Below are 19,758 nucleotides of genomic sequence, written 5' to 3' on the forward strand. Positions count from 1 at the left end.
TTTGCTTAGTTGATTTTTTGCCAATCAGTCCCGTCACTTTGTAATTGGGTAACACCTTCATTAAGACTAACACTTGGATTGCCTATATCATTTGTAAATGAATCAATCCCTATTGGTCCTCCTGTAATATTCTTTAATATATACACTTTACCCGTATTAGCTGTAGGAGTAGGTAAGTTAACAGAGGTTGCTGAAATAATTATTACAGTATGGTCATCGTCTGCAATGGTAATTGCTCCTCCTGCGTTTTCTCGTCTTATATTCGTTGAAAATGCTCCGGTAACAGTTACATTAGTTAAACCAGTGTCTTCTTCAATATGTAAAGCCTCTATACCTCCAACACTCAAACCGATTTCATCGGCCGCAGGTCTGAACATGCCAGTATCACTGTCTGTTCCTGTACTAAAACTATAAGCTGGAGATCCAACAGTGCCGCCAGCTGAATTAATACCTTCTGCTCGAATTTCTCCAGCAACATGTAATTTATTAGAGGGGGTAGTTGTTCCTATTCCAATCAGTCCTGTTCCATCAAAAAATAAATTAGAACCATTTAAATCATAAGTTCTATTTTGCCCAGATGTCTGAATTAAATCCGCTGTAGAAAGATTAGTCCCACTTACTGCTGCCCAAACTACATCTGTACCACTTGTGGTTAATACTTGGCCATCTGTTCCTTCTGAAATTTTATCTGGAGTTACATTATTGTTTGCAATACTGGTTGTTACTACTGCTCCTGCTGCAATCTCATCAGTATTTACTGCTCCCGTAGCTATTTTATCTGCTGTAATAGCATCGGTTGCAATTACAGTCGCTGTAGTTGGTCCAGCAACATCACCAGCTAAATCATTTACAATAAATTCATTAGTTGCAGACAAAGCAAGTCCTGCTCCGGCTGTATAAGGAGTAGCAGCTGCTCCACCGTCATCTGTTCCAATAGTCCAAATTAAATTATCTTGATCCCATTTTAAAACTTGTCCTGTTGTGGTTGCTCCCATTGGGCTAAGGTCTTCAAGAGCGATAGTTGCATTTGCAATTTTTGCAGATGTGACGGCTTCGTCAATAATGTTTTCTGCAATGACAGCGTCAACGGCTAATTCATCTGTAGTAATAACGTCAGTGGCAATATCAAGTTCAGAACCTGTAGTTCCATCACCTGTGAATGAAGTTGTAACGGCTACAGCGCTTATACCTGTTGATGAGTCATCTGTGCCTATTGTCCAAACTAAATTGTCTTGATCCCATTTTAATATTTCTCCATTAACAGTAGCACCCATTGGGCTAAGGTCTTCAAGAGCGATAGTTGCATTTGCAATTTTAGCAGAGGTAACTGCATCGTCCACTATACTAATAGCACTCGCAGCGTCCGTACCATCACCTGTTATAGTAGTACCATCAGTAACTACTGTACTTGTTCCTCCACCAGTTCCCCATTCTACACCAGCTCCGGTAGATGTAAGTACTTGGCCAGGAGTACCAAGACCAGTTGCGGTTCCATCAACATCTATACCGCCATATAATTGTATATCGCCATTGTTTTTAACTGTGAAGGCTTTGTCCGAAGCAACTTGTGGTGCTTCCTTTGCTTCATTATTTTGATTAAGCATAAAATGAAAATCCCCTACTCCAAAATCCCCTGTTCGCTCCAAAACTAGCGCTCCTTTTCCATCGGCAAATCTATCCGCGGAAAACAAAATCCCAACGCCTGATCCTAAGGATTCCAATCCGTTGTGTACTTCTAACGGATAGGATATATCTCCATCAACATTATCGATAATGTGAACTTTTACATTGTTGTTAATAATCTTACCATCCAAACCAATACCTAAAGCTCCGTAAGCTGTTCCAGAGACTATACGAGCATCATAATCCCAAATTAAACTTGGATTTCCACTGGTAGGGTGAAACGCTTGAGCTGGGTCACCCTCGTCATCAGCAAAAAATATTGACTTCGACTGGCCAGAATGGCTAGCCACTGGAGCAATTTCCCAATTACCATTAGTTTCACTCCATCTCATTACCTGCCCATCTGCATTTGCTCCCATATCACTAAAATCTCCTAATTCAATAGTCTCATCTAAAATATTAGCGGATTCAATTACGTCATCCTCAATAGTAAGAACTCCGGCATTATCCATAGTAGCATCACCACTAATTTCTAATTGCTGTGAGATATTACCTGTACCTCCAATTAAAATACTTCCGTCAGTTAATCCTCCTCCAGCGGCCACAGTTGCATCAACATATGCTTTGGTAGCAGCATCTTGGTCCAAGGTGGGTTCTGCAAGATCGGCTATCTGTAAGTTTCCTGCGCTAGTACCTGTTGCTAAAACTTGGCTCAAATTTTGAGCCGTTCCCGCACTAGCTAAAGCAGTATTAATACCGGCTAAATGAGCTTCAACATCTTGTGAGGCTGCTGTGTAATTTGTTGCTGCAAGGGTTACTGGTACTTCAGCTGCTGTTTGGTTTGTTCCAGTACCGCCTCCGTCTAAATCATCTAAGTTAATAACTCCGTTAAAGCCGCCACCTGTTCCTGTAAAAGTAAGGTTGTTATCTGCTGCAGTATATACTACATCTGAAATAACACCATCAGCGGTTCCACCGCCACCAGCTAAAGAACTTAAGTTTACACTACTTCCAGCAGTAGTAGCGCTATTGGAAAGGCTAAGAATATTTGTTGCTAGGTCAAAATCAAGATCCGTTAATTCATTTGTAACGCTTCCATCAACTTCGTTAGAATTTATTACATAAGGAGTGGCAGTCGTGCCATTTCCTTGAATGGTTACGTTATCCCCCTCAGTTATTTTGGTATCGGATCCATTTGCCGTAGGTAAATCAACAGAACCAGCAACACCGCTTATGGAAAGTTGAGATCCGGTCAGGTTTAAAGTTTGTAATTCGTTGGTTGGACTGTTATCATTATTCGCAGCAATGGCTGTCGCATTGGCTGCAATGCTGGTTTCAAGTGGTGTGGCATCAAAAAAGGCTCCGCTATCGGTTCCAACCTCAATAGCATTGTCAGCATCGCCACTTACTATATCGGTACCTGTAATAAAACCAATATCGTTATTAAAGAAGCTTAAAGGAAGGCTGTCGCGATCAATAGCATAAGGGCCAACTGCATTTTCAGCAATTCTGGCTTTATCTACTGCATTGGGAGCTAATTTTCCCCTTCCAATAGATCCATCTTGTATATCTACTCCGTTAATACCTCCGTTCAATATTTGATCACTAGAAATACTATTAGGAGCTATTTCTATATTGTTACCTCCTGCGGTAGGGGTGATTACAATAGTACTTTCGCTATTTACAATAGGCGTAGCTGTGAGAGCACCGCCATCAACACCATCGCACATACTAACCCAAGCCGTACCATCATAATAATAAACACAATCTGCCGTAGTGTTATAAACTAAGGCACCGCGGTTGGGTACTATGGTGGTCATTTGTAGAGAATCTACCCTTGTAATGACCAATACCTTATCTGAACTTTCTAGTTCTAGAATAGAGCTGGGGTCAATAACTTGGGGGTTATCACCTATTTTTACTTGAGCTTGAGCAAAACTGATGAGGAAAAAACCGATAAAAAATAACGGTATCGAGATGCGCTTTTGCATACAATTGCGATTTAAAATTTTAGGGTAAACAAAAATAAAATTATATTGGAACTTATCTAAATTAACAAGACAAACTACGTGTAAGTCTAGCTAAAAGGATTATGGGTGTTAGTAATGAGGTAGTTACAACATAGATTTTAGTTATTTTACGAATTAACAAAAGTTTAGCCACCGTGGTTTTTTTAAGACCAAAACATGTATTTCCTTTAACCACTTAATTTAAAAAACTGGTAACTCTATTTATTGTACGAAAGTACTCCTTATAAAGTTGCCCTGAAATTGATTTCAAAAAACCACGTCTTTTACAAGACTACTTATAAAACAACCAAATGAAGATTATCCCTACTCTAGTATGTATACTTTTTACTTTCTTATCTGTAAACGCTCAAGATGATGACCGCTCCTTATTACGTGGTACGGTATTGTACAGAAATATAAGTGTACCTAATGAAAACGTTATAAACATTACCACGGAGACCGCAGTAATTTCTAATGAAGAAGGGCAGTTTGCTATAATGGCTAAAGCCGGTGATGAATTGGCCTTTACCGCAGTAAACTATAATCTGGAAGTACTTAAAGTTACCGAAGAGATTATTAAAAATGGCCGTTTGGTAGTTGAAGTGAACGAAAAGGTTACTGAATTAGATGAAGTGGTCGTAAGCCCAGAGAACGAAGAGAAGTTCCTTAGGTTGCAGAATGAGGAGTTTAAAAAGGTTGAGTATGATATAGATCGCTCTACCGAGGTAGAAAATATTGCGTTAAGTGAGTCAGAAAGAGGAATGAAAGACGGACTTAATTTTGTAAATATTTTTAAGGCGTTGGCTAAAGCCGGAAAAGGGGATACTGCTGATAAGAAACCACGAATGAAAATGAGTCAAGTGCTAAGACAGGTATATGATGATGAGTTTTTTGTAGCCGATCTTAAGTTACCTCAAGCCTCTATAGATGATTTTCTAATATATTTAGATACCCACGAACCTGAATACGCATTGCTTCTAAAGAAAAACGAATTTGAGCTGATCGATTTTTTGGTTAACAAAAGCAAGGCGTACCGAGAACTAATGAATGAAGAGAAATAAACTTCTTTTTATATTTTTTTTCTTTCTCTTGACGGGACTATCCGCTCAAGATTTCTTTTCTGATGAACTTCAGGGTCGCGTCTTTAGTAAAGATGGTGATGTGGCAGCAACTCACGTTTTAAATACAACTACTAAAAAAGCCACAATTACGAACATTGATGGTTTTTTTACTATTGTCGCTAAGCTTAATGATACCTTGGTGTTTTCTGCCGTGCAATATAAACGCAAGGAAATTGTAATTACGCCTAGTCTTCTTGAAAGCAAACTTCTAATGATACCACTAGAAGAATCCTTGACAGAATTAGATGAGGTGGTGGTTATGCCGTATAGTCTATCCGGGAATATAGCAAGTGACCTTAGAACTTTGAAAACGGAACCAGTTATTACGGCTTCAACAATGGGGCTGCCCAATGCGTATGTAGTTCCTATGACTAAGGCAGAAAGAGAATTTAAAGCGGCAACGGCAAACCCTTACATGAGTTTTGATCCGCTCATCAATATGATTACGGGCCGAAAAAAAATGCTTAAGGCACGGGTAAAGCGGAATAACACATATGCCAGAACGCAGCGTGTCCGTGAATTTTATGCGGACTCACTTTATACTACCGAATTAAAAATTCCCCAAGATAAGATTGAAGAATTTATGTACTTCTGTGAAGTAGATGTCGCTTTTCAACAAATTGTAGATACCCATGATAGAATAAAAATATGGGGTTATATGAAGAAGAAGAGTATTGTGTACCTTAAGAATTATGAAGAGTAGATGATGATGTAGGTGATAGAAAGCAATTAACGCTTTAGTTGTTTGCTAAAATAATATCATATGAAACCATTGCATAAATTATTTTCTGTAAGTGTTTTGGCAATGGTGGGAACCATGTCTCAAGCCCAATTTTCATTAGAAGGACACGTGTATAGTAAGAATGGTGATGTTTCTGCCACACATGTGTTGAATACAACCTCAAATAGAGCCACAATTACAACTACCGATGGTTTTTTTGATATTGAAGTCCAGCTTAATGACACCTTGGTTTTTTCGGCTGTGCAATTCAAAAAGAAAGAAATAGTAGTTACAACAGCTATTTTAGGAAGTAAATTACTGGTAGTTCCCCTAGAGGAAGTCTTAACTCAGTTAGAGGAGGTAGTGGTAACCCCATATAGTTTAACAGGAGATATGAGTAGGGATTTAAATAGAGTTCCTGTTGGTTCAGTAATAACATCTCAATCGTTGGGTTTAGAAAATAGAAAGGCTAGGCGTAGACCTGATGGGGTGGGAGAAACACTTCGATTAAATAAATATCTAGATTTAGCTTCAGGTTATGATACAGTCACTTTTAAGCCAAAAATCTCCCATAATCTAAAGTTAGTGAGGATATATGATGATTTATCCGGGAAGACCAAAGATTTAAAAAAGTATGCGACTTTAGAAAAAGAGGTTGGGCAAATAGATGAGATACGGTTATTTTTTACGGATTTCGTTTTTATGAATACCCTGAAAATTCCAGAACATAAAATTAATGATTTCTTGAACTACTGTATGATTGATGCTGATTTTAAGGAACTCGCAAACGCAGGTGACATGGCTTCGTTATATAAGTTAATGTCACAGAAAAGTCTCGTTTACAGAAAAAACAACGGGTTGGACTAATACTGTTTTTGGCATAACATTTGCTTATTTTTGCAGTAGAAAATGAGATTATGAAGTCTTTTAAAAAGTTCCTGATATTATTAGTCCTTCCATTGCTAGCGTTTTCGGCTGCACATAAATTTTACGTTAGCGTAACCAACGTAAACTACTCTGAAAAAGACAAGGCAATACAAATTACTTCACGTGTTTTTATAGATGACCTAGATAAATTACTTCTAGAACGGTATGATGTGAAATCTAAATTAGCAACGGAGGAAGAATCACCATTGGCCGATGAATATCTAGAAAAATACCTCCGGTCAAAATTTGTAATAGAGGTAAACGGCGCAAATGCCTCTTATGATTATATTGGTAAGAAGTATGATGCAGATGTAGTTGTTTTTTACATAGAAGTACCCAATATTGACTTAGAAACGGTTAAATCTGTGCAAATTGAGAACGAAATGTTGATGGACCTTTTTGAGGATCAGCAAAATGTAGTGCACTTTAAATTCGGATTTGATAAAAAGAGCCTTGTTTTGGTAAAATCGCGTACTAAAGGAATGTTAAAATTATAACATTAAGGTAACTATTCCTTAAAATATTCTACTTTTCAAAGATTAAAACCACATTGATATATGAACAGATTAAAGTACGGTCTAGCTTCGTTACTTTTTGTATTTGCCAGTGTTCTTATGGCACAAGAAGGCGTTAATGCAGACAAGGAACCAGGCCATTACAACCAAAGTAAATTCAAACAGTTATACGAAGAGTTCGCAACTCCTAATAATTATCGCTCTGCATCGGGTACTCCGGGTCCGGAATATTATCAACAAAAGGCCGATTATAAGATGGATATTGAGCTTGATGATAAAAATGCAAAGATTTTTGGTACAGAAACAATTACCTATACCAACAACTCACCAGACGACCTGGAATACCTTTGGTTACAATTAGATCAGAATGTACGTGCTAAGACCTCAAAATCTCCACTGCGTAATGGTGGTGGTGTGCCAATGGCAGAACCTGCCGGTACTTTCGCACAGAAATATATGACAGAGCCTTTTGATGGCGGATTCAATATAGACTATGTGAAAGATGCTAACGGAAAACCTTTAAAATATACCATCAACCAAACCATGATGCGTATTGATATTCCAAAACCATTAAAAAGCAAAGAACAGATTTCATTTTCAATAAAATGGAATTATAATATTCCTGATCACACCATAAACAGAGCCCGTTCTGGTTTTGAATATTTCGCTAAAGATGGCAACCGCGCTTATGTTATTGCACAGTTCTTTCCAAGAATGGCGGTATATAGTGATGTAGAAGGCTGGCAGAACCATCAGTTCTGGGGTAGTGGTGAATTTGCCCTTACTTTTGGTGATTATGATGTGAATATTACCGTACCTGCAGATCACGTTTTAGATGCTACGGGAACACTTCAGAATAGAAAAGATATCTTTTCGAAAGAAATGATGAAGCGTTACGAAAAAGCTAAGAAGTCGTATGACAAACCTGTAGTAATCGTAACCCAAGCCGAAGCCGAAGAGGCAGAAAAAGGTTTTTCTGAAAAGAAAAAGACCTGGAAGTTTAGAGCAGAAAACGTAAGAGATTACGGTTTTGCTACTTCAAGAAAATTTATTTGGGATATGCAGGCCGTGAAAGTTGGCAGCAAAGATGTTATGGCAGTTTCGCTATATCCAAAAGAAGGTAACCCGTTATGGGAGGAGTATTCTACTAAAGCGGTAGCGCATACATTAAAATCATACTCTTCACATACGTTTGACTATCCTTATCCTAAAGCAATATCGGTACATGCCAAACAACAAGGTATGGAGTACCCAATGATATGTTGGAACTATGGTCGTCCTAACGAAGATGGTACCTATTCCGATCGTGTAAAATACGGTATGATCAGTGTAATTATTCACGAAGTGGGTCATAACTTTTTTCCAATGATCGTTAATTCTGACGAACGCCAATGGGGTTGGATGGATGAAGGTTTAGATACTTTTATGCAATTCATGGCGGAGCAAGAATTTGGGGAAAAATTTCCAGAAGCAATTGCGCCAAACGATAAGTATCCTTCAAGAAGAGGAGACCCATCTAAAGTTGTTCCTTACATGGCAGGAGATCAGAGTACGCTTGCACCGATCATGTCAAATCCTGAAAATGTGTATCAGTTAGGTCCCAACGCTTATGGTAAGCCAGCTACAGCTTTGAATATTCTACGTGAGACTGTAATGGGTAGAGAGCTTTTTGATCATGCTTTTAAAACATATTCTCACCGTTGGATGTTTAAACACCCAACTCCAGAAGATTTCTTTAGAACTATGGAAGATGCTTCTGCAGTAGACTTAGATTGGTATTGGAGAGGATGGTTCTATACCACGGATTTTGTGGATATAGGTGTAAAAGGAATTAAAAAGTATTATGTAGCGGACAAGCCAAGCAAAAAAATGGAAGAGTATATGGCTGTTCGTGGTATTTCTGAAGAAGATTTACCTCCATTAGTTTATTTGGCAGAGGAAGGAAGCGATGATTTGGACCCTAACTTAAAAGGGAATGCACCTTCTGAAAACTCACAGTCGCTCAAAGAATTTATGATGGATAATTTAACAGCAGACGAAAGAGCAGCTGTTAAGGAGCCTAAGTATTTCTACGAGGTTACTTATGATAAGCCAGGTGGTATACCAATGCCATTAATTGTAGAGTACACCTATGCAGATGGTACTACTAAAAATATTACTTACCCACCTGAAATTTGGAGAAAGAATGATAAAGAAGTAAGTGTGGTGATATCGTCACAGGCAGAACTTACTGGTGTTATTGTTGATCCAAAGGCTGAAACTGCGGACATTGATACGTCTAATAACGCATGGCCTAAGAAAGAAGAGAAATCGGATTTCGAGAAGATGAAAGAAAATGCCGTTAAAGGCAAATAAATTTTTGTTAATATCACAAAAAGACCTGTTAGGTTTTCTTAGCCTGACAGGTCTTTCTATGTAAACTTTATTATATTTGTGATATGTATTCATTGTACTTTTTATTCATTAGCGGAGGTGAAATATTCTTTATCATGTTCATCGTGGTAATGGTTTTTGGTGCCGATAAGATTCCTGGCATAGCCAAGGGGCTGGGCAAGGGTATGCGTCAATTAAAAGACGCTACAGAAGATATTAAACAAGAAATTCAAAAGAGTGCAGATAAGCAGGGTATAGATACCAGCTTCATTAAAGACATCAAAAAGGATATAGATGATGTTAAAGACAATATAACTTCAGGAATCGGTAACGACCTTAAAAAAGGAGTAAGCGACGTGAAAAAGAGCGTTGATGATGTTACTGGAAGTATCAAAAGAAGTTAGGTTTGCTTGATCGTATTTTAGAATGGGATAGGGAAACTTTTATTTATCTCAATAATTTAGGCATTGAAGACTATGACCAATTTTGGGTTATCGTCACACACTTCTCCACTTGGATTCCCCTTTTTATTTTATTTCTCGTTTTAATTTTTCTAAAGTATCCAAAGAAAGAAGCTGTCTTTGTGGTCATCACTATTCTGTTAATGTTGTTTTTTGTTTCAACTATAACAGACTTGACCAAAGAGGTCGTGGCACGTACAAGGCCCAATAACAATGAGAATATAAATACGCTGATTCGTATTCTTAAACCATCTTCAACCTTTAGTTTCTTTTCCGGTCATTCTTCTAGTTCTTTTTCGGTGACTACTATTGTAGTGTTGTTTTTAAGAAGACGTTTTAAATGGTGCTGGCTGTTCTATATCTGGCCAATACTTTTTGTATCCAGTCGTATTTTTGTTGGAGTACATTTTCCTATAGATATCATTGTGGGATCATCTGTAGGTGTTTTCTCGGCGTGGCTTTTCTATATGCTATACGTTCGCCTTATCGCACCCTACTTAGGGTTAAGCCGTCCCTAATAGGCAGTAATACTGTTTCTATTCGTGGGTCTTCTTTTAATTTTTTGTTGAAGTCTAACAGAATAGGTGTCACCTTATCTTTTTTATCTACAGGCTCAACTACTTTACCGGACCATAATACATTATCAGATAGTATAACACTACCTGGCCGAGTCTTTTCCATGACCAGTTCAAAATAATCAGGGTAATCCTTTTTTTCAGCATCAATAAAAACAAGGTCAAAGGTAGTTTCAAGTTTTGGTATGATGTTTTTAGCATCGCCAATATGCTGTATAATTTGGTCCTTGTACGCACTACGTGAAAAATAGCGTTCCTGAATATCTTGGAGTTCCTCATTAATATCTATGGTGTGCAACTGGCCGTCTTTCTGCATACCTTCTGCAAGGCAAAGGGCTGAGTAGCCTGTATAAGTGCCTATTTCAAGAATATTCTTAGGATAGATTATTTTTGATAATACACTCAATACTCTGCCTTGAAAATGACCTGTAAGCATACGTGGGCGCACTACCTTAAGATGTGTCTCCCTAGTAAGTTCCTGAAGCAATTTGGGTTCTTTCTCTGAGTGATTTTGAATGTAATCCTCTAAATCTGAAGATAAGAAATGCATGACCTGTAATTTGTGCAAATATATAGTATTTTAGAACTTCGTAACTGTAAAACGGACCCGTAGAAACTATGAATGAATTTATAACACGAAGTGCGGTACTAGACGATTTAAATACTTTACTAGAATTTGAACAAGGCATCATTGCTTTTGAAAGACCTTTTGACCCAACCCTAAAAGAAGACCCTATCAGTTACTATGATTTGGGTGAATTAATTACAAGTGATGAGGCAGAGGTTGTGGTAATTGAACACGAAGGACAACTTGTTGCTTCGGGGTATGCTAAAATTAGAAAATCCAAATCGTATTTGGAACATGAAGCATATAGCTATCTAGGTTTTATGTATACGGATGCTAATTTTAGAGGCCAAGGGCTAAATAAAAAAGTGGTAGAAGCGCTAAAGGATTGGTCTAAGTCGAAAGGTATTTCTGAAATACGTCTTACCGTGTACGATGATAATGCTGGAGCCATTAGAGCTTATGAAAAAGTAGGTTTTAAGGCGCACATTGTTGAGATGAGAATTGTTAACCCAAAGTAGCGCTTCAATAGTTTAAATATCCTTTCCTAAATTGTATTTTTGATAAAAACTGCTTTATGAAATTTGAGAACACCTTAGCGTTTGCCCAAAAACTAGATGGCGAAGATAAATTACGAAGCTATCGTGATGAATTCTACTTTCCTAAAGTGAACGGGAAACAGGTTATCTATTTTACAGGAAACTCGCTCGGATTACAACCCAAAAGAACTCAAAGGTTTGTTGATGAGATCATGACGGATTGGAAGAATCTTGCTGTAGAAGGTCATTTTCATTCAGAAAAACCTTGGTGGGATTATCATGAGCAGTTAGCTGCTCCATTAGCAAAAGTGGTAGGGGCAAAGACAGAAGAGGTTTCCGTAATGAACACCCTTACGGTAAACCTTCACCTTTTGATGGTCACTTTTTATAGGCCTACAAGCAAACGTTATAAAATACTTTGTGAGGAGAAGGCATTTCCATCGGATCAATATATGTTGCAAAGTCAGGTGAGGCATCATGGTCTTGATCCGGACGATACTTTGGTTGAGGTAAAGAAAAGAGAAGGTGAAAATTTCTGGCGTACCGAAGATGTTTTGCAAAAAATTGAGGAGTTAGGTGATGAACTAGCTCTAGTTCTTATAGGTGGAGTTAATTATTACAACGGTCAGGTTTTTGACATGGAAACCATTACCAAAGCCGGTAAGGCTGTTGGTGCCAATGTGGGTTGGGATTTGGCACACGGAGCAGGTAATATTGAATTGAAATTGCACGATTGGGATGCAGATTTTGCAGCATGGTGTAGTTATAAATATATGAATAGTGGCCCTGGTAATGCTTCAGGTGTTTTTATACATGAACGTCATCTGAATAAAAAGGACATTCCTAGATTTGAGGGCTGGTGGGGAACTAAAAAGGAAACTAGGTTTTTAATGAAACCCGAATTTGAACCCATGGCAAATGCCGATGCATGGCAGTTGAGTAATCCTCCGGTATTATCTGTGGCACCTTATTTGGCTTCTTTGGAGATGTTTGAGGAAGTGGGTATGGATGCCTTGATGGATAAAAGAGACCGTATCGTAGCTTATCTAGAATTTGTTCTTCAAGAAATAGACGCCGAAATGGATGGGACTTCTTTTGAGATTATTACGCCTAAAGATAGAGGTACACAGTTGTCCGTTTTTCTTCACGGACAAGGTAAGTCACTTTTTGATTACTTAATGAAAAACGGTGTCATTACAGATTGGCGTGAACCCAATGTAATCCGTCTAGCCCCAGCACCATTTTATTGCTCATATGAAGATATGTATCGTTTTGGTCAAATCTTAAAAGAAGGTATTAAGACGGTATAAAATCTGTTTCTTTCAATTTGTATTTTTCTCCCTATTCTATTGGGATTGGAGAGGTATTTCATTTTTTCTACATTTTTAATTAGTGTATTTCATCGATAATAATGACCATTCGTCGACCATATCGGTGGTTATTCCCGTACATAAAAAGTAAGTTTTGGCCCCAAAACTTAAAATGAACACTAAATTGAAAAAAATGAAAAACAAAACGTTTCCTACTCGTCTTATGCTTTCTATGGTAGTAAGTACATTGGCAATGGTTTCCTGTTCCGATGAAACTGCTGAACTTGATGCCGAAACTTCTTTAGTTCCCCAAACGGAAGTTCCGGCAAATCAAGATGCTCAAGATGTAGAATTTATTACTAAATATTTTATGGGTGATGCCGTACAAGTATCTTTAGAAGATGATGGTACTTACAGCTTGGCTGGTTCCGATGCACGACTATTTGAAGATCAACTTGCTGATTCTCCTGATGCCTATAACCCAAATCCTGTTCCCGGCGAAGAGCTTTCTGGTTTAGCCCTAGGCGGTGGCGTTAGAAAATGGACGGATAATACCGTTTATTATGTAATTAACGGTTTGAGCTCTAGTGTACAAAGTGAGTTGCAAAAGTCTTTTGACGAATGGTCTAACAAGACCAATGTTAGTTTTAAAGAACGCACCAATCAATCTAATTACGTGACCATATCTTCTTCGGGTTCTAACAGTAACTCCGGAGTGGCAACTTTAGGGATGTATAATTCTCGTGGGTACATTCAATTAGGTACTCGTGCTACAGCAGTAGTTATCATTCATGAGCTTGGTCACACATTAGGCTACATTCACGAACAGAATAGGTCAGACAGAGATAATCATATAATCATTAAAACAGAGAATATCCAATCTAATGCCCAAGACCAGTTCTATAAGAGTACTTCTGCAACTTTTCTTACCGGGACTTTTGATGTAAATTCAATTATGATGTACGGTAGTTATACTTTCAGTAAAAACGGACAACCAACCATTACTGATCTTAGTGGGAACACATTACCACAGCGACAAGCCAGATTGTCTACATTGGATATACAAGGAACTAACGCTGCTTATCCTTCTGCTGGTGGCGGAGGTGATGATCCCGAGCCTAAAGAAGAAGATTTATGCGATACAGCCGCTAATTATGTTTCCAATAAAGCATATAGCGTAGGTGATTATGTATTGTATTATAGCCGGGTATACCAAAGAGATTATACGCGTTGGAATTACATAAAAAGTTGTAATTAATACCAACCAGGGGCTAAAATAGGGTGAATCATTACCCGTTACAAAAAAGAAAGACCATCTTAAAAAGGTGGTCTTTTTTCGTTTTTGGACACTAGTATTTCAATTACCTTCGTAGCAAATACCCAATATGAAATCTCTTCGTCTTATTCTGACAAATCCCCGTTATTTTGGTGCTGCTTGGGTATTTGCCAGTATAAATATTCTTTTTGGTACTTGGGCTATTTATATACCAGCGGTAAAAGAACAGCTTCAAATAGATAAGTCTCAATTGGGGCTTGCTATATTTTTTCTTTCGCTTGGGGTCTTTACGGTTTTTCCCATAGCCTCATCAATCATTAATAGAATAGGGGTGGGGAGGGCTACTTGGTACGGAGTGGTACTAAGTAGCGTGGCAGCACTTTTACCCTTATTGGCTCCTAACTATTATACGCTTATGGGGGCGCTGTTTCTTTTTGGGGCGGCTAACGGTTTTACCGATATTTCTATGAATACCTTGGTAACCGAACTTGAAAAAGAAGACAAGAAGAGTTTTATGAGTGCTTCCCATGGATTTTTTAGTCTGGGTGGCGTATTGGCAGGGCTTGGTAGCTTTCTTATCGGACCATTAGATAATCCGCCCTTGCATATGCTAATTGCCGTTTTATTGGTTTTGGTTGTCAATTTTATTTTTCACGGAAAGTATAAAAAAGTAGTTGCAGCAGTTGAGGAAAAAGAGCCATTCAGTTTAAAACTTTTTAAGCCGATGTTGTTTTTAGGGTTGATTTCATTCGTTGCCATGGGAAGCGAAGGAGCAATTGTAGACTGGAGCGGACTTTATTTAAAAGAAATAAGTTTAGCGCCCGAAGTGTTATGGGGAGCTGGATTCTTAGGTTTTCAGGTGACTATGACTTTGGGACGTTTTCTTGGTGATGGTATCAGCGAAAAAATTGGATCGGTAAAAATGGTAACCTTTGCCACTGTTTTGGTGTTACTGGGATATGCAATGGTCTTGAGTACGGAAACGTATATGGCTATTTCTGGTTTTGCTTTAAGCGGACTCGGATTTTCAGTTATGGTACCCGAGGTATTTCGTATTGGAGGCAAAGTTAAGGGTGTAGATTCTTCACAAAGTGTATCATTTATAGCAGGTACTGGCTATACCGGCTTTTTAGTCGCCCCTCCAATTTTAGGATTCATTGCCGATAGTTCTTCCTTAAAAACTTGCTTTGTGGTTCTGTTTGCTTGCGCCCTTTTTGTACTGGCAGCAACTTTTAAATTAAATCGAAATCGAAAAAAAGCCTAATAATTAGTTTGTTTTTACTTTAAGATTGGTAAAGTAGAGTTTAAAACTACCATCCTCATTTTGATGCATTTTGGCAATTTTAAGTCCGCTAACATCAGTATAATCTTCCCAAGTAGTGCTCATAGAAGGTTCTGCCTGATTACCTTTTCTAAAGACCCATTCCTTAATGAGATAATCATCACCAAAATAAAAATCATAAGCATCACCAGGGGTGTAACCGCCGTCTTGTTTGTAAACGACCGTTAGTTTTTGCATGGATGTTTTGCTAATAGGGGCTTCGGCACTTGGTGTAAATTCGTTTGTACTTCCATCTTTATCCCAAAGAATGTTAATGGGAGCTATTAGCCAATACTTATCATTAATGAAGCCGCCATTGGTTTTATAGGCGGTACTATCCATATCTTTTCTGTTATAGACTAAGGTATCTTCTGCGGATATGGCTGTTACCTGATTCGTTTTCGGCTTCCAAATCCACGTACGTTCAAAGTGAGAAGTATCTCGGTCCACATTAAAAGTGAATTTGAGCTCATCAACTTTGTTCCAGTTTTCATAGCCGTTGGCATACGCTATTTTTTCTAGAATGGTAAGTTCTTTCTCAGGTTGAGGTGATTCTGTTTTTTTGGTTTCTTTACAGCTGATAAAAAGAATTGTAAAAAGAATGCATGCGGAAAAGTACTTTGCCATAGCTGAAATTTTTCTCAAAGATAAATGCTTTTGCTCAAAGCAAGCACTTGGCTGAAAATCATTACGGAGTAATTGCTGAAAAATGAAGAATATCTTAGAAGTAACGAGGAGATTTCATTGCCTTTAATCCTCTATTAAACAATTCGTAGATAAGAATAACTTCATGTGTTCCTCCAGAATAAGGCCTAAAGGTTGAGGTAGGTAAATCATAAGCATACCCAATTCTAAACGAGTCCGAAATGGCATAATCCATCAATACACCAAAGCTGTCAGAATCATTAAAACGATATGAAGCTCCTATCCAGAATTTTTCGTAGAAAAGGAAATTAGCTGTTACATCATAAGAGGCAGGTGCGCCGTTGGTATATTTTAATATGGCCGTTGGTTTGAATTTTGTAGTTTGACCAATATCAAAAACATAACCACCAATAGCATAATAGCTGTTGCGTTCCAAGGCAACAAATTCGCCGTTGTTTAAATCTGTATTTAATATTCTAGGAGCTGATGCACCTAGGTACCATTTGTTTGAGCTTACATAAATACCGGCACCCATATTAGGATTCCATTTAGAGAAGCCATCAAAAAAGAAAGGGTCACTTTCGTCTGGTGTTCCTAATTTATAATTAGTAACACCACCTTTTAGCCCAAGCGCCATATTTACATCTCCGCTTAATGGAACAGTATATGAAACATCTGCGTAGATATAATTTGTTTTCTCAAAACCTAATTGGTCATTTATATAAGATAGGCCAACCCCAATATTACTAAAGCGTATTGGTGTATGTACAGATAGCGTACTTGTTGTAGGGTTCCCTTCTATACCGGCCCATTGGTTCCTGTGCAAAGCGGTAGCATTCAATGTTTGCCTGCTACCTGCATATGCCGGATTTATAGACATGGTGTTATAAACGTATTGGGTAAACTGTGGAAGCTGTTGTGCATTTGAAAAAAAGGCACAGCATACCGCCAAAGTTGCTAGGTAATTTCTAAGTGCTGTCATGGTTGCCTTTTTAGTTTGAACCGATATAAATATATCCGTTTACTGGTTTTATTTCATTATTTCCAAACCCGACGATATAGTAATACGTTCCCGAAGAAAGCATACCCGATTTGCCTAAAGAATTTTGCGGTGCAATTCCGCTCCAATCATTAGTGTAATCGTTATTTTCATAGACAATATTGCCCCAACGGTTAAAAACTTTCAAGTGATAGGTGTAATCGCATCCTTCTAATCCGGTAATTTCAAAGAGGTCATTAATACCATCTCCGTTGGCAGTAATGGTTTTAGAAATGATTAAGTTTTCAATATCACAAGGTAAATCAGCCTCAACAATAATAAGTTGGGTATGAACGGTTTCGTTACCGTTATTGTCAACAGCGATCCACGTTCTAGTAATTTCGTAACCTGTTGTACAATCCCTGTCATTAGTAGCAGTTTCTGTAAAAGTTACTTCTGGGTCAGTGTCACAATTATCTATTGCCGTCAATAATACTGCATCGGGAATAGCGTCACAATCTACGGTCATATCTTCAGGAAGTTCCTCAATAAAAGTTGGCGGTTCTTCGTCCATGATGCATTCATCAGCAATTACAGTTATGATTTGCGTGTGAGTAAACGTATTGTTAGCGTTGTCTGTAGCTGTCCACGTTCTAGTAATGTCATATCCAGTTTCACAGCTTCGATCATTAGTGGCCGTTTCTGTGAATGTAGTAGAAGGGTTAGGGTCGCAATAATCGATAGCTGTTAATGTAGCCGCGTCAGGAACACCGTTACATGGTACCGTTATATCACCTGGCAGGTTTTCTGCAAATACAGGTGCTTGTACATCGGTAATATGAATTACTATGCTAGTTGGGTCTCCGTTACCAATACCACAGTCGTCAAAAGTAAACGAACTATTAGATACTTGTTGGGTCATATTAATTTCACCCATATATGTCGCCAAGGTCTGCGATTCAGAGTTAAATGTACAGGCTGGAATACTTGAAAAATAAGCATCATCTTTAACTCTCACCGAATATTGAATCGTGTATGGAGCACTTGTAACATCTGTTAACCCATCTGCGATATTAAATGTAAGTACACGGGTAATTGTATTAAAATCATATGTTATTTCACTGGGTAAAGGTTCTACTCCAATAAAATCCATCTCTTCTGGAACAGTAGTGGTAAAAGATAAATCTCTAATATTATCATTTCCTGTATTCGCTACATCCAAATAGATTTGAACGGTTTCTCCCGTACGTGGGTTTTCGTCAGATGGGGTTGCATACAAATCTAAAGAGTGTAAAGAAGGTTCATAAACCTCTACGGCCATTCCCAAAAGGTAAAGACCATAAACCTCTTGGTCCGATGTCATTCTTACCGTTGCTGAGGTCTGATTATTTGTTATAAGAGAGTTGTTTTTGTTATCTAAATCAAACAGACTAGCGTCATACCCCAAAGTATTGGAACTGGCCGGTATTCTGTCTAAGAAATCACTACCATGGGTGGTAATAGAGCTATTGAAAAAATTATTAGGCTGTCTTATAGGGGTCGATAAAGGTTCCCATGTGTTTGAGGTATTTAACATTAACAGTTGATCACGAGAAATACCTCTGTCTCCTTCAAGAGAACCCATAATCATATTAGCCTTTACATCACCGTTAGGTACGGTCTGAAAACCGTCGAATGTGATATCAAAATTATTTTCGGAACTTGTAATATGTGCATACCCGTCAAAAAGAGTGATATGTTTCTGCGGCATAAGGGGGCTTTGCCAAACCACAACAATTTGCCATCCACCAGAAGTACCTGTTCTTCCGCCACCGTGAGAAAGTAATTGTCCTTCTGTAGCCTTAACGTTGGCTACTTGGTAGGTTCCAAAAGGGTCACTTAACCCTTGTACCCAACTAGTAATATCTTTCACACAGATATAAGGGTCGTTTACAAAATGGTCATCTCTACCACGGTAAATTACTTCGTCTGCCGTAATCGTTGCTTCATAGGAGCTAGATCCCGGTAACATTAATTTTATATCATTAAAGTTCCAAGAAGGTTCAACACCTCCGGTACCTGCAATAATTGTTCCTGAGCTATTTACTTCATACTCCTTATCGGCTGCTGCCCAATAAAGAAAGACACGTTCTATTGTCATACATGAACTTCCCGGAGATGGGTTGGCCAAGTTGGCGCTACTGGAATTAAAAGTAGTAGGGTCACTATCAATATCAACAAAAACATTGTCTGAAAAGTCATGATTACTGCCGTTTCCGTTGTATGCGTTTGTTGCATGCCGGGAAAGTACATTATTGGCAATCATAGTGAAATCACCAGTTATAGTTTCTGAATACCGAGGGGTAAACCCCTTCTGAAGCTGCGCATTAGCTGAATTAAAAGCCAATAGGAGCATGAATAGCCCGGCAGTTCGTAATGCTTTTTTGGAAAGTAAAATTTTCTTCATAATTATAGGTTCGTCTAACAATCCTCATTGTTTGACATATAATTAGAAGCTACAATACGGTCTTTACCTGTATAGTTTTGTAATGGTGTAATTAAGGTCAAGTTCAATTTGTAGCAACTAGGTTATTTGGGATAAAAAAGTGCTGTAATTTTATAGCATAATTCTTGTTTGATATATGTAAAGTTCACTTAAAGTACTGTTAACACACATACTATCCGATGAACGGTTCGTATTTTCGCCAGTAGCATTTATCTATAGATGAGTTGTGCAATTATATCGATAAGCATATTTTGATCGTTATGGATAGACCGTTAAAAAAAACGATAAAAGGTAATTGTATCGATATTAGATA

The 19,758-nt window shown here is 38.1% G+C and carries 16 protein-coding genes; 11 read left to right on the forward strand and 5 right to left on the reverse strand.

What is annotated here, in order from left to right:
* Window positions 1-5 precede the first annotated feature (5 nt).
* Window positions 6-3,614 (reverse strand): beta strand repeat-containing protein, encoded by a 3,609-nt coding sequence (locus IWB64_RS20545; RefSeq protein WP_262893344.1) that lies wholly within the window; start codon window positions 3,612-3,614, stop codon window positions 6-8.
* Between the two features lie 329 nt (window positions 3,615-3,943).
* On the opposite strand from IWB64_RS20545, the gene IWB64_RS10600 reads away from it, so the two are divergent.
* From IWB64_RS10600 to IWB64_RS10630, 7 genes are all read left to right on the forward strand, one after another.
* Window positions 3,944-4,693 (forward strand): hypothetical protein, encoded by a 750-nt coding sequence (locus tag IWB64_RS10600; protein WP_194533975.1) that lies wholly within the window; start codon window positions 3,944-3,946, stop codon window positions 4,691-4,693.
* Window positions 4,680-5,456, forward strand: a complete 777-nt coding sequence (locus tag IWB64_RS10605) for a carboxypeptidase-like regulatory domain-containing protein (protein ID WP_194533976.1) — start codon at window positions 4,680-4,682, stop codon at window positions 5,454-5,456. Before IWB64_RS10600 ends, IWB64_RS10605 begins: the two co-directional genes overlap by 14 nt.
* Before the next feature lie 60 nt (window positions 5,457-5,516).
* Window positions 5,517-6,341, forward strand: coding sequence for a peptidase associated/transthyretin-like domain-containing protein (locus tag IWB64_RS10610; RefSeq protein ID WP_194533977.1), 825 nt, complete (start codon window positions 5,517-5,519; stop codon window positions 6,339-6,341).
* 50 nt (window positions 6,342-6,391) lie between these two features.
* Window positions 6,392-6,898 (forward strand): DUF6702 family protein, encoded by a 507-nt coding sequence (locus tag IWB64_RS10615; protein ID WP_194533978.1) that lies wholly within the window; start codon window positions 6,392-6,394, stop codon window positions 6,896-6,898.
* 60 nt (window positions 6,899-6,958) lie between these two features.
* Window positions 6,959-9,271, forward strand: coding sequence for a M1 family metallopeptidase (locus tag IWB64_RS10620; RefSeq protein WP_194533979.1), 2,313 nt, complete (start codon window positions 6,959-6,961; stop codon window positions 9,269-9,271).
* A gap of 83 nt (window positions 9,272-9,354) precedes the next feature.
* Window positions 9,355-9,693, forward strand: coding sequence for a Sec-independent protein translocase subunit TatA/TatB (locus tag IWB64_RS10625; protein WP_194533980.1), 339 nt, complete (start codon window positions 9,355-9,357; stop codon window positions 9,691-9,693).
* Window positions 9,694-9,695: 2 nt separating this feature from the next.
* Window positions 9,696-10,268 (forward strand): phosphatase PAP2 family protein, encoded by a 573-nt coding sequence (locus tag IWB64_RS10630; protein WP_194533981.1) that lies wholly within the window; start codon window positions 9,696-9,698, stop codon window positions 10,266-10,268.
* Here IWB64_RS10630 and IWB64_RS10635 read toward each other — a convergent pair.
* Complete coding sequence (locus IWB64_RS10635) at window positions 10,234-10,875, reverse strand: O-methyltransferase (RefSeq protein WP_194533982.1); 642 nt, start codon at window positions 10,873-10,875, stop codon at window positions 10,234-10,236. The two genes, IWB64_RS10630 and IWB64_RS10635, sit on opposite strands and share 35 nt — an antisense overlap.
* A gap of 68 nt (window positions 10,876-10,943) precedes the next feature.
* On the opposite strand from IWB64_RS10635, the gene IWB64_RS10640 reads away from it, so the two are divergent.
* The 4 genes from IWB64_RS10640 (at window position 10,944) to IWB64_RS10655 (ending at window position 15,279) form a co-directional block, all read left to right on the forward strand.
* On the forward strand, window positions 10,944-11,411 hold the full coding sequence (locus IWB64_RS10640) for a GNAT family N-acetyltransferase (RefSeq protein ID WP_194533983.1): 468 nt from the start codon (window positions 10,944-10,946) through the stop codon (window positions 11,409-11,411).
* 56 nt (window positions 11,412-11,467) lie between these two features.
* Window positions 11,468-12,739, forward strand: coding sequence for a kynureninase (gene kynU / locus IWB64_RS10645; protein ID WP_194533984.1), 1,272 nt, complete (start codon window positions 11,468-11,470; stop codon window positions 12,737-12,739).
* 193 nt (window positions 12,740-12,932) lie between these two features.
* Window positions 12,933-13,997: a M12 family metallopeptidase gene (locus tag IWB64_RS10650; RefSeq protein WP_194533985.1), complete on the forward strand. Its 1,065-nt coding sequence runs from the start codon at window positions 12,933-12,935 to the stop codon at window positions 13,995-13,997.
* A gap of 127 nt (window positions 13,998-14,124) precedes the next feature.
* Window positions 14,125-15,279, forward strand: coding sequence for an MFS transporter (locus IWB64_RS10655; RefSeq protein ID WP_194533986.1), 1,155 nt, complete (start codon window positions 14,125-14,127; stop codon window positions 15,277-15,279).
* A gap of 3 nt (window positions 15,280-15,282) precedes the next feature.
* Here IWB64_RS10655 and IWB64_RS10660 read toward each other — a convergent pair whose 3' ends face one another.
* The 3 genes from IWB64_RS10660 to IWB64_RS10670 form a co-directional block, all read right to left on the reverse strand.
* Window positions 15,283-15,963, reverse strand: a complete 681-nt coding sequence (locus IWB64_RS10660; protein WP_194533987.1) for a hypothetical protein — start codon at window positions 15,961-15,963, stop codon at window positions 15,283-15,285.
* A gap of 94 nt (window positions 15,964-16,057) precedes the next feature.
* Window positions 16,058-16,963, reverse strand: a complete 906-nt coding sequence (locus IWB64_RS10665; RefSeq protein ID WP_194533988.1) for a PorP/SprF family type IX secretion system membrane protein — start codon at window positions 16,961-16,963, stop codon at window positions 16,058-16,060.
* A 10-nt stretch (window positions 16,964-16,973) separates the two neighbouring features.
* Window positions 16,974-19,406, reverse strand: coding sequence for a gliding motility-associated C-terminal domain-containing protein (locus IWB64_RS10670; RefSeq protein WP_194533989.1), 2,433 nt, complete (start codon window positions 19,404-19,406; stop codon window positions 16,974-16,976).
* Window positions 19,407-19,758 lie beyond the last annotated feature (352 nt).

The sequence above is a fragment of the Zobellia nedashkovskayae genome (assembly GCF_015330125.1).
Classification (GTDB): domain Bacteria; phylum Bacteroidota; class Bacteroidia; order Flavobacteriales; family Flavobacteriaceae; genus Zobellia; species Zobellia nedashkovskayae.